The following is an 11,309-nucleotide window of genomic DNA, read 5'->3' as shown; positions in this document are numbered from 1 at the left end:
ATAGCGGCTTACTTGAACAAATCGATGCACCGAAGCGGAATCTCGTCGTACGTTCGCTTCGCTCATCATACCTTCCACGCGGCCCGGTTATCTTGGTCGTTCTGCAAAAGGAGAAACAGATGGAACCAGTAGCAAGAGTCGTAACTGAGTTCTTCATGATGGTCCTGTGCGTCATCTCGGCACCCGTCGACCAGCAGGAATTGCGAATCGATCTCGTTGGCGACCGCGGATACGTCGATACGATGATCGTTCGTCGCGAGGAGGTGGGCTTCACCATTCATGACGACGTGAACGGGAAGTTGGTCAAATTCATGACGATCGTTCCGAAAGACGGCGCAGAGAACGTCTTTGTCTGTACCGATCACGAGGGCACGAGCGAAACCGTTGATCTGACCCAAGGGATCGAGGGTTTCAATCTGTCGGATCTGAGGACAAAGCCCCGATTGCGACTGAAGGCGAAAGGTGGGGTGCACGTTGCCATCGACCGCAGCAAGGAAGTCGCCTTCATTACTCCCGATAAGCTGAAACGCACGTACGTCGTACACTGAAACGGGTCTGCAGAACCAGGCCGTGAACCGGAGCGGCCGACGACGCGTTTTTTCTGAAATTTGAATTTATGGCGCCCCCCCGGTTACGGCGGTCGTTCGCACCATGCCAAGTCAATGACGATGAAGCTTGACGCGTTTTCAAAACATGACGATGGGTTCGCGATACTGAATTTTCACGCACAGTTCCAATGGAAAACTGCAGCGAGCATTTCCTTCATGCTCTGTCGTCGCACTTCGCCGACCGTCACGAGGGGAATTGGGTGGTTTGACGTCCATGAAACCAGCGACGATTGGCGACGCATAAAGATGCGGATTTGTTTAGATCACAACCACGTCAAATTCGCCAATTGCCAAACCATGGTCAAAGCAATTTGCGAGAATCTCGATATTCCCAATGATTCATACGAGGCCACATTCATCAGCCCACTAAAACAGTTCTCGTACGACACGGGATGCGATCACGAGTTCGTGTCATACGGTCCCCCCCACGCACCCGACGATAACCCATGGGATGATAGAGACGGCGTTTCGCCAATGGACGTCATCTCTCGGGAGACAGCCTTTGGGATGATTCTCGCTGCGTTTCCCGATTTCCGCCGTAGGATTGACAAATCTGAGCGATCAAGGCTGATGGAAGACTTAGGCGAGCAGTTTCTTGATTTCGGTGAAACGTTTGAACTGGCTGACGCGATTGAGTTCGCTGCCAATGGCAGCGACGAAAACCAATTGAGCAGACTGTTTGACGTATTGGAAAAACTAGCGATATTTGGGGACGACTACACTCGCAATGCGTCACTTATCCGTCTTTTTGAACTTCTTCAACAGCGTAAAGCGATTGCTGATAAACTCAGACCATTGATGTTGCCAGTAACAATCAAGAAATGGGACGAAACTGCTGCAGAAATGACCAAATGGGGTAACAATGACGTGAACCGGAGCGGCGAAGTTGGCCCGAATTGAAATGGACAGTCTCTCCTCGCTGCCCGGTTACGGATGGCGTTCGTCCAACTGAGTGGCAATAATGATTGATGCGTAATCTCACCATCACAATTTGTGTCTTCCTGATGCCCATTCTGGGCTACGCACTATGGTCGAATTGGGATTCTCATCAGACGCGCGTGTCACCCGACCAAAACCTGCGTGCGATCGGAATGGCGTTGCACAATTACCACGCGGCGTACAAGACTTTCCCGCCGCCAAATCTCGACGGGCACAGTTGGCGAATCCGATGCAATCCGTTCATGATTTCCTCGCCTCTGTTCATGCATTACGACTTCAACGCGACCTGGGACTCAGTCGACAATCGGACGATTCACTCTCGTCCTCTGCGCAGTGGTAAAGGCCCACACCCAGACGAGCTCGTGATTTGTGGTATTCCCTACGCGTTCCGCGTTAACGAACAGATGGACAACCACACGGCGTTCCTCATGGTGGTTGGCGACGACGCTTTTGGCGCTGTCCAAGGTCGCAAAATCACTGATGTTACTGACCCGCCGGAATGCACGATTGCCGTTGTCGAAACTGCACGGCGTGACATTCATTGGCTGCAACCAATGGATCTTGACGGCAGCGAATTGGCACCAACCGTCAATGATGGCAACACTTCAATATCTAGCGATGACCCACGCGGTCCGTTGGTGCTTTTTGTGGATGGCGCCGTTTATCGATTGAATCCCGCGATTGATCCGGGTACGCTCAGGGCATTGATTACCGTCAACGGTGAAGAAGACGTTTCTCGTGATCGACTGATTGCCAGCGGTATGTTAATCGAACCGTAAGGCAAAGAATGGATAAATTATGGCATGCACCGAGGTCAGGCCTGCGCGGTTCTGCAAATAAAAACTCAGCTCTCCCGACCGGGTGATTTTGGGCGTTCGTCGTGGCAACAAGCATGAATCCGTACGAAAGCTCACCGCGATACACTGCCGTTCATGAACGCAATTTTCGCAGCGCGTCGGTCGTAGCTGCGTTCTCGTGCATAGGATTTGTTGCGCCATACCTGATGCTCTTGTGCATTGACTACCTATTCCATGGCAATATGCGTCCACTGGAGCTGTTCGTGCAATTAAAGACACTTATGTTCGACGCCCCGCTTTTGCCTTTAACCGCATTAGTCAGTTCTCAGTTGGCATGCATGTATCAATTTAGCTTTCTTGCAAACGCTTGCAGTAAGAAGCTCCCATCCGTGCGAACCCTCATGTGTTCATGCTTGATTTCCATCGCAGCCGTCGTGGTTGGTACCATCATAGGATACCAAATATTGTTCGGTGATTTGGGATTACAAGGAGTGGCAGTTTCTTCCCTGGCAATCGCATGGCTTGCTGTACTTGTAGTTGCTGTAATCGCGCTTCTTTATGAAGTTGCAACGATCGAACGCCAGTCGGGGCAATTCCGACCAGTTTCCAACCGACGATGAGTTGACTGCAGCGAAACGAACATGATCGACGAACCATCACATGCACCGAAGCCGGGCTTGCGTTTTTTTCTAAATGGAACATCAACTGCCCCGATTCGGTGATGCGGGTCGTTTTCTCTCCTCAACAAGCCCAGGCCGAATCCAGGGTCGCATTGGAGGCAACGATGAAATCCAAACTCTCCCTCCGGCTGATGCTTCTGCTTGTGCTTTTCTTTGCGATTTACCTGGCAATGATGAATTGGACACGATTTGCTGCTGAAGCGTTCGCAGACGAAATGGATCGCAACTCGGGCCGTGTTGCGACGAAACTGCTTGCTGATGCCAAGCTTCCGAACCAAGAGTTTTGCCTAGGTGTCGATGATCGCAAGCGAACAACAATTGCGGATCCTGGTTTCATGGATATTTTATTGCTCCGTCGCAATTGCATAGTGCGTTTTATTACATCTCGCCAAGACGCGACAAACGAAGTGCGTTTTCAAAATATCGCTGAGTACGAGGTCGGCTTGCTGAGCTCAAGCTTCAAGAGATCGTGGCAAGAACAATCGAGATAACCGTGACATCCACCGAAGCCGGACTTGCGGTGTTTTACAAATGAAGACATCACCTTCCCGGCTCGATGATGTCGGCCGTTACACGACTGAAATCCAAGGACTTGACTATGATCCCACGTTTGCTTGCGATCCTCGGTCTGCTGATACTGCCAACCGTGTCATTGGCTCAAGAACCTGCCACTGCGCAACCGAAAGCGATGTTCGCATACCTTACGATTGGAATGCACGTTGGTATTAAAAGTGTCGATGGGACCGCAAGCGTCCTGATCTTCGTGTTCACAGATGACGACTACGCAACCGTACTCGCCACATCCAAGCTTGCGAAAAACTACCCCATCGCTAAGGACGCGGCGAAGACTAACGCAGCGATCCAACGCGAATTGGATGCTTTCATGTCTAATCGCGGTTCGGCAAACACGTCACTCGAACACGTTCGCATAATGCCGCCATTGCGTACTGCGTTCGGAACGCTTGCTGCGATTGGCGACGACTACGTCATGATTGAACTTGACGGTGACATCAAGGTCGAACCCGATGCTACCTCAAAACGCCGACGCATAATCCCGAAATCGTTCATCGGATCAATTGATCTTGATGCGAAGCCCGTTCACTTCATTGATACCACGCCACATTCGCGATCCCAAAGCGGCGGATAACCACGTCATGCATTCGAAGCGCGAAGTCGGGCGTTTTGATAATGGACAATTTCTCGTCGCGGCCGGGTGATTGCCAACGTTATCCTGACACAGAAACGGCAAGCCCATGCGTGAATCAACACTCCGGCTATTAGAGTTTGGCCAACAAGTGTACGTCGGCCTTGCATTCTTCCTGTTGCTGTCCGCATTCGTGTTCATGCCCTTCAGGAACCCGCTAACACAAGATTTACATTGGTCGTTGATTTGGAAAACGCCTCGCTATGAAGTTGAACAGATGGACGAAATTGTGACCGCAGAGCTTGCGGCCAAGTTGCCCGCTGGCCTAACCGTAGCAGACCAATTCATAGAGAATTCGACAACCGCCGAAATGCGCCCGCAGAATTCGATTCACCGCTCGACCGTTCTCATTGCAATTGCAATCGCTGTGATCGGTTGGTTCATTGTTCCTTCGCGGATCGACCGATTCGCTCACCGAGTACGGGGGCATAACAAAGCGGTGAACGGGAGCCGCCGGTCACGCGAATTTTGAAATCATAGCTTTTTGGCGGCGGCCCCGTTACCGCCGTCGTTCTGCCATCAGACGAATCATGGAATGACAACAACTGAACCAACTCCAGAAATGGTCGCCTTCTACGAGCGCCGAACCGAGGAGCACATCGAGCGTGTCCGTCGATGTTTGGCTGTGATGGCATCAGTAACTGAATACGCCGACGAACTAAACGAGCGCGCACGCCTTCACGATGCGTCAAAGTACGGCCCCGCAGAACGGATACCGTACATCTGGCTCACTGAATATCATCGCTGCCGCCGCAATGGCGAACCGTTCGCATACCCTGATGGGATGGAGGAACGTGTCCGATCGGCAATCGATCACCACATGACGACGAACCGCCATCACCCCGATTTCCACGCTGACCCGAACGACATGACAGATGTCGACCTGATTGAAATGGTCTGCGATTGGACGGCGATGTCGCAGGAATTCGGGCAAGACCATGGTAGTGCCCGCGGATGGGCGGACAAGACCATCGGCAATCGCTTACACTTGAACAAGGCCAAACGCCAATTCGTCTACGCGATGATCGATCTACTCGACTCCAACCTCGACTCGCATGCGTAGTGCAGGCAGAACCAAGCGATGAACGCGGAACTGCCGATCACGCGTTTTCAAGTGGAGAATCAACCGCGGCCGCCCGGCTACGGCTCTCATTTGTTCACCAAGCAATAGAAGGTGTCTTCATGTCGCGCTGGCGAAACACCGAGTGTTTCCTGTTAATCTTCGTGTTGTCCTTTGCCGGTAAAAGTGTTACGTCGGCTGACGCTCCGCCGGATGCACCGATAACAGTCGGTGGCGAGCAAAGTTTGGACAAGGTCGTGCCGCACATCAATGAAGGACTTGAGGCCCGATACGCGTTGCTTGATCCGATACCGATGACGGCTGCTCGTTTCGGCATGGGGGTCACTGCGAAAATCGAGACAATTGCCAGCGCCGACGAAAAGGATCGGAATCAGCTCGTGAAGGCATTGCAACGCATTCTCGCTGAAAAGCGTTTGCCCGAGAGATACAGCCTTCACCTGATCTCCACCTCGGCAAGTTAGCGGAAAGACTCCTTAGCCGATGATGTACTCGCTGAGAAAGTCATCAACTTGAGTTTTAACCTCTCCGTACCCGTCCCGGTCGGTAAAGAGTCCACACAAACCGTCCGTCTGACATCCCTTATCGAGCAATTTTTCATCCTGAAGAAGAAGAGAGACGAGCCGAAATAGGCTTTTTTCGCGACCGCACGGGTGACGACGAACCTACATTGATGTCGTGACCGGGACGGACCATTGCATGCACGAGAGCGGTGGCCAGTCGAGTTTGAAATCAGCCTCAACCCCATCGCTGCGTGATGCGGGCAGTTATGGCGTTAAGAGATCGATGAACGAGCTGACGGCAACGATTAATTGCATCGCAAAGCCCGCTCTAACGGGCAATCGCGAACGTATAGCGAGACCACCGTGAACCTAAGACACTTCGTACAAACGATCGCGACACACGATGATGAGCTCACGATCTTCGTTGCGGTCGGCCAGCTATCTGAGACCTCAGAGATTGCTCTGGTCAATCTCGATGAGAACGAAGAGCCAGACGGAATGACCGAACTGATTGACGTTTGGCACGCTCGTGAGATACTCAGTGGTGTCTCTAATCTCGATTCAAGTTTGAGAGCTCCTGACGCAGAGGAACGGTTGGTCAATCGCTTCATCGAGTACATGCACAACGATGCATGACGCCATAACCGAGCGGTGCACCGAAGCCGCCGATGGCGAGTTTTTTGAAACCACAGTTGTTTGGCGGCGACTCGGTTTCCGCCGTCGTTACCCTACTGGACAAGCTTTTGACTGCTCAGATCTGGAAGACGCCTGCGGGGCGTGATCGACTTAACGCGTGGTACGACAAGTTCGCGTCGAAACTCGAAACCGAGGTGACGCATTTGTCCGTGCCGACGTCCATCGGACCGACTCACGTTTTGGCCTCAGGACCGGAAGGAGGTCTCCCGTTAGTTTGCCTGCATAGCATGCGAACAGGGGCTTCATTCTTGCTTTCGGAACTCCCCTCGCTTGCAAAACGCTTCCGCCTCTACGCGCCTGATATGCCAGGACAGTCCATTCGCGGGCCGGCGGTAAAGCTACCAGTACACGATGACTCATACGCCGATTGGTTGCTGGAGGTAATGAACGAACTTGGTCTACCGCAAACCAACTTGTTCGGTGTCAGTTGGGGAGGGTTTGTGGCGCGGCTTACCGCTTCGAAGGCGCCGGAGCGAGTATCCAAACTGTCGATCATGGTTCCGGCTGGGATTGCGAACGGTTCCCACCTGACCGGCCTCGCAAAGATGGCGTTCCCAATGATCCGCCATACGCTTTGGCCGACTTCCAATAGTCTTCGATCACTTTTGCAGCCCATCATGACAACGTGGGACGATGACTGGGCGAACGCCATCGCTTGCGCGCTTAAGGACATGAAGGTGGATCCAAGATTGCCACCACTTGCGAGGGACGACGAACTGCAGCGACTCCGGATGCCCACACTTGTACTCGCAGGCACCGATGACATATCGTTTCCTGGTACGGCGGTGGTGGATCGCATGAGGCGGCTTGTTCCAAATTTAGAAATTGAGCTGATTGAAGACTGCAAGCACTGCCCTCCAACCACGGAGGAATTTCGGACTTGGCTTGCTGACAGACTGTCTCGATTTATCGATCGATGAACCCGATCCGGCGGGGTAACCGGGCGATGATGACGGAGCGGCGGTGGTCGCCGTTCTCAAAGTGGTAGAGTCGCTCGCCGCCGCCCGCGTATCGCCGCCGCTATCCGACTGATGCACCGCTCTCGTTTTTCCATGACCGACGATAACCCATACTCGCCCTCTGCCTCAAAAACCGGCGTTGGTCCTGCTCAAGCGGCTTCGCCCAACACGACAACCAAGCGATTTCGTTGGCAGTTGATTCCTGCGTTATTGTCTGCACTTCTTGGATTGTGCTACTGTCTCTTCCTTATCGTTTCTGTTGAGCGACTTCCTGATCTCATTGAAAATTGGACACATTTCTAGGCTCCCTGGGCGGAGCTAATTACCTCATCGATTCTCGGTTTCATTTCTGCGATTTCTGCCCTCGCGATGTTCTACGCATCTCGCTGTTGGCATTGGAGCCAAACAAGAATCGCCTGTGTCCGGCTGGTGTTCGGTCTCTGTGGATATTTTGGCATCACTCGTTACGGAAAAAGGGACTGGATCTACTACCCCATGACAGACGTAACGGTGTTTCTTAGGTTGGATCCGTACCGCGGTTAACAATCAAGGTCTGGACATCGCGGAGCGAGGTACGAGCAGAGCCGATGTTCAGCGCCTTGGTTCAAGAAGGCCGGTTGGTGTGCCCATCGATCTAACCTGCGGTGCTAGGGTTTTGCTCGCTTACCGCATACCCTCGTCGGCAAGGAATGCCGCGAAGTCGACCTGGTGCACCGCATTGCAACTGGTATTGGCGACCGTTACTGAACTGCCGAAGAATCTGTCGATGCAACTGTTAGCTTGGTTCTAACGACGACTTAGTCCATCGGCCGATTTTGGCTTCCGGCGAAAACTTGCGAGCAGCAAAGCGGCGAAGATCGGTCCCGAGGTCGTTCGATTAAGAAACGAAGAGTGCACGTTCGAAGCGAACGCCAAGAGACGCGGAACGAGCGGGGCCACCGCCTCGTGAGCGTACATGTAATTCCACGCCGCCGAGAATCGCAAGGCCGTCAACGAGGGCAAGAACCTGGCCACCGGCCCCAAACGCCGCAGAATCCTGACGATAAGATCAACCAGATTCGCGACCTCCTCAGCAACGGCAACCTCGGCATGCGAGCGATCGCACGTCAGGCCGGCGCGACCCCCTGGACCGTTCGCCAACAGGCAAGACGAATGATTAGGGCGTAAACGCTCCTCCGAACGAACGGCGAGGCCACTTTTTCTGCACATTCGTATTCGCCGCGAGTCTGACAAGGGACTTCAATTCCGGGCATCAGTGAATACCTTCTGCGCCGGCTCAAACGGAATCGAATAGACCGGCATCGAAGGCACCAAGATGCCGGGTGCGGCGACGGCGACCGCAACAGAACCGGGGCCAGTCCCCGAACCAGCAGACGATCACGTCATGACAACAGGGAAGCGGTCGCTGAAGCGGGACCACAAAATCCACCACAGACGGTGCAGGACAACGGCGGACATTCCACGCCAACGAAAAAAGCCAATTCAGAAAACCCCGTAAATAACTGGGTTTGTCTTGCATCGGCTTTGCATGTCTTACCTCTAGATGCCCCCACTAGGGCCCGCACATCCTTCTCAAACGTTGGTTTTAGCGGCGTTTTCTAAAAGTAGGTCCCAAACCCGGACCAACGGCCAAAGTCGTCAGCAGAAGAGCTGATTCAACCTAGCCATTGAGCTTAACTCAGCCCGTTCGCCATGCGGAATCGATGCGTGTCATCCGTCGTGCCTCATACGCTCGATCCCAGGTGACCGCTTCGTTTTCGCAGCGGACGGGCAGGCGGACCCAATGCTCACATCGCGGAGATTCGGGGCTCTCCTTTAGCTCCCAAACGATTTTCCACACATCACCACCGACCGGGTGCAGTCCATCAACACCGGTCCTCATTCCATCAAAGATTCCCAACCATGGCACATCAAAACAAGAATTCAAAATCAGTTTCAACGCCCTCGCCGGTCGCGGGGCTGCCCAAAGAATCCGCACTCCTCGAACTTGCCCAAACCTATCTCGATGAGCAACACCGGCACTTCCCCGAGTACCAATCGCTCGGACTTCTGCGAGAGCGGAGCGACGCGTCCTACCGGATGATGGCGAGACAATTCGCGGATGCCTACCGCTCCGGCAGTGTGCAGGAATTTACGCCAACGTCACGAGCCCCTAGGAACGTGACGGTGGCCGCGTGCTACGTCCGCTACAGCGACGCCAACTCGAACACGCGATCGCTGGACCAGCAGCTCATCAACGTGCTCAAGCAGGCCAAGCGTCTTGAGGCCTTTATCCCGTGGGAATGTGTCTTTGCTGACGCGGCCATTACAGCGACAACGACAGCTCGTCCCGGATACCAAATGCTGAAGAGCATGGTCGAATCAGAGGTGAGCATACCTCGCATCATTGTCGCCGATCAGCTTGACCGCCTGCATCGCGACCAAGAAGCGTCGCTCCACTTCGCCAAACTTGTAAAGGCGAGAGACCGCCGATTGGTAACAGCCGACGGCTACGACTCTTCGAACGAGTTCGCAAAAGTCGCCCATGCATTTTCCTCTTTGCAGAGCGAAATGTACATCGACCAACTTAAAGCGAAAGTTGATCGAGGCATGACTGACGCGTTCAAGAAAGGTAAGCACCTCGCTGCCCCACCTACAGGTTACAAACTCGTCGAATGCAAAGACGCCGACGGCAACGTCATCATCAAATCCAAAAGCAAGGTAGAGAGAAAAGTCGTCATCGACGAGGGAGCGGCGGAGGTCGTCCGAAGGATCTTCGACATGTACGCCAACCAGAAACTCAGCCCCGCGAAGATCGCGAGGATACTCGACAGCGAGTCCGCACTCGGGCGTTCCACCTGGGGTCCGTCCTCCGTGGCACAGATTCTCAAGAACGAGAAATACATCGGTCGGTGGACGTGGAGAAAAACAACGGGAAACCAGGACCCTATCACCGGGAAAAAGCATGCCGTTTCGCAACCGGAAGAGGAGCAATTAGTCGCAGAACACCCGGAGCGCCGAATTATCTCGCAAGAACTCTGGGACGCAGCGGTCGAGAGAAGGAAAGAGGCCTCTCGCAACACCAATCCGCCGAAAGGAAGACGCGTCAAATCTCGGCAGGAGGCCTATCCGAACATGCTCTTCGACCTATGGTGCGAAAAGTGCAACTCTCCGTTGTGGCGCAATCGGTCCGCGGGGACCTATGTTCAACTGCACTGCCCCTACGGAAAGGACGGCTTGCGTGGCTGCGATCTCAAGTCGTCCAAGTCTCTTCGCATTATCGAAGAGTGCCTGCTGACGCCGATCAAGCAACTGCTCTTTGCCGACGGCTATCCAGAGCGACTCTGCGTCAAGGCCAACGAGTTCCTGATGGAAGAGGCAGCCAAACCGCATGTCGACACCAAGAAAATTGAACGCCAGATCACTTCCCTGGAGGCGAAGTTACGACGAAACGGACAGCGTCTTTCTGGCCTCGATGAGGGTGTAGCAGCCGACAGCCTGGTCGATAGCATTCAGACTGATCAAAGCACTTTGACTGAGCTGAAGGCGGAACTCGCACGCACAGCGAAAGCCAACTTCCGCCCCGAACCGCTCGGCGTTGAAACGATCCGAACGCTCCTCGCTAGCCTGCGGGAACTCTTGCACGACGATGTCGTCACGGCGCACAGCATCCTTTCGAAAATGGTTGGTCGCGTGAGTGTATCGCTCGGCGAGAAGCAAGGACGCACACACACCTGGAAAGCCAAGGTCAACCTCAATCCGGTCCCGGCATTGGTGGAAATCGGGAAGCAGAAAGGTTGTCCAACCACACACTCACTGGAGTTCCTTCAAGTGTGTAGTTGGACAGTAACCGTCCACCAGCACCA

At 53.8% G+C, this 11,309-nt stretch carries 11 protein-coding genes; 10 read left to right on the top strand and 1 reads right to left on the bottom strand.

Annotation, left to right across the window (positions count from 1 at the left end):
* From NB063_RS31970 to NB063_RS31930, 9 genes are all read left to right on the top strand, one after another.
* Positions 1-548 (top strand): hypothetical protein (locus NB063_RS31970; RefSeq protein ID WP_250933891.1); only part of this gene is annotated, 548 nt, incomplete at its 5' end.
* Between the two features lie 534 nt (positions 549-1,082).
* On the top strand, positions 1,083-1,508 hold the full coding sequence (locus tag NB063_RS31965; protein ID WP_250933890.1) for a DUF7674 family protein: 426 nt from the start codon (positions 1,083-1,085) through the stop codon (positions 1,506-1,508).
* A 68-nt stretch (positions 1,509-1,576) separates the two neighbouring features.
* On the top strand, positions 1,577-2,326 hold the full coding sequence (locus NB063_RS31960; protein ID WP_250933889.1) for a DUF1559 family PulG-like putative transporter: 750 nt from the start codon (positions 1,577-1,579) through the stop codon (positions 2,324-2,326).
* Positions 2,327-3,128: 802 nt separating this feature from the next.
* A complete protein-coding gene (locus NB063_RS31955) occupies positions 3,129-3,515 on the top strand; it encodes a hypothetical protein (protein ID WP_250933888.1) in 387 nt (128 codons plus the stop codon).
* A 107-nt stretch (positions 3,516-3,622) separates the two neighbouring features.
* Positions 3,623-4,171 carry a hypothetical protein gene (locus NB063_RS31950; protein WP_250933887.1) on the top strand — a complete coding sequence of 183 codons (549 nt, stop codon included), beginning with the start codon at positions 3,623-3,625 and terminating at the stop codon, positions 4,169-4,171.
* A gap of 592 nt (positions 4,172-4,763) precedes the next feature.
* Complete coding sequence (locus tag NB063_RS31945; protein WP_250933885.1) at positions 4,764-5,291, top strand: DUF5662 family protein; 528 nt, start codon at positions 4,764-4,766, stop codon at positions 5,289-5,291.
* A 119-nt stretch (positions 5,292-5,410) separates the two neighbouring features.
* Positions 5,411-5,770: a hypothetical protein gene (locus NB063_RS31940; protein ID WP_250933883.1), complete on the top strand. Its 360-nt coding sequence runs from the start codon at positions 5,411-5,413 to the stop codon at positions 5,768-5,770.
* A 402-nt stretch (positions 5,771-6,172) separates the two neighbouring features.
* A complete protein-coding gene (locus NB063_RS31935; RefSeq protein ID WP_250933881.1) occupies positions 6,173-6,445 on the top strand; it encodes a hypothetical protein in 273 nt (90 codons plus the stop codon).
* Between the two features lie 32 nt (positions 6,446-6,477).
* Positions 6,478-7,425 carry an alpha/beta fold hydrolase gene (locus tag NB063_RS31930; RefSeq protein WP_250933879.1) on the top strand — a complete coding sequence of 316 codons (948 nt, stop codon included), beginning with the start codon at positions 6,478-6,480 and terminating at the stop codon, positions 7,423-7,425.
* A gap of 1,717 nt (positions 7,426-9,142) precedes the next feature.
* Here NB063_RS31930 and NB063_RS31925 read toward each other — a convergent pair.
* On the bottom strand, positions 9,143-9,346 hold the full coding sequence (locus tag NB063_RS31925; RefSeq protein WP_250933877.1) for a hypothetical protein: 204 nt from the start codon (positions 9,344-9,346) through the stop codon (positions 9,143-9,145).
* 20 nt (positions 9,347-9,366) lie between these two features.
* Between NB063_RS31925 and NB063_RS31920 the strand changes: the two genes are divergently transcribed.
* Positions 9,367-11,309: recombinase family protein (locus NB063_RS31920; RefSeq protein ID WP_250933875.1), on the top strand; the 1,943-nt coding region annotated here is incomplete at its 3' end.

The sequence above is a fragment of the Aporhodopirellula aestuarii genome, assembly GCF_023701485.1.
Lineage (GTDB): Bacteria > Planctomycetota > Planctomycetia > Pirellulales > Pirellulaceae > Rhodopirellula > Rhodopirellula aestuarii.
This window is presented reverse-complemented; position numbering and strand designations above follow the sequence as displayed.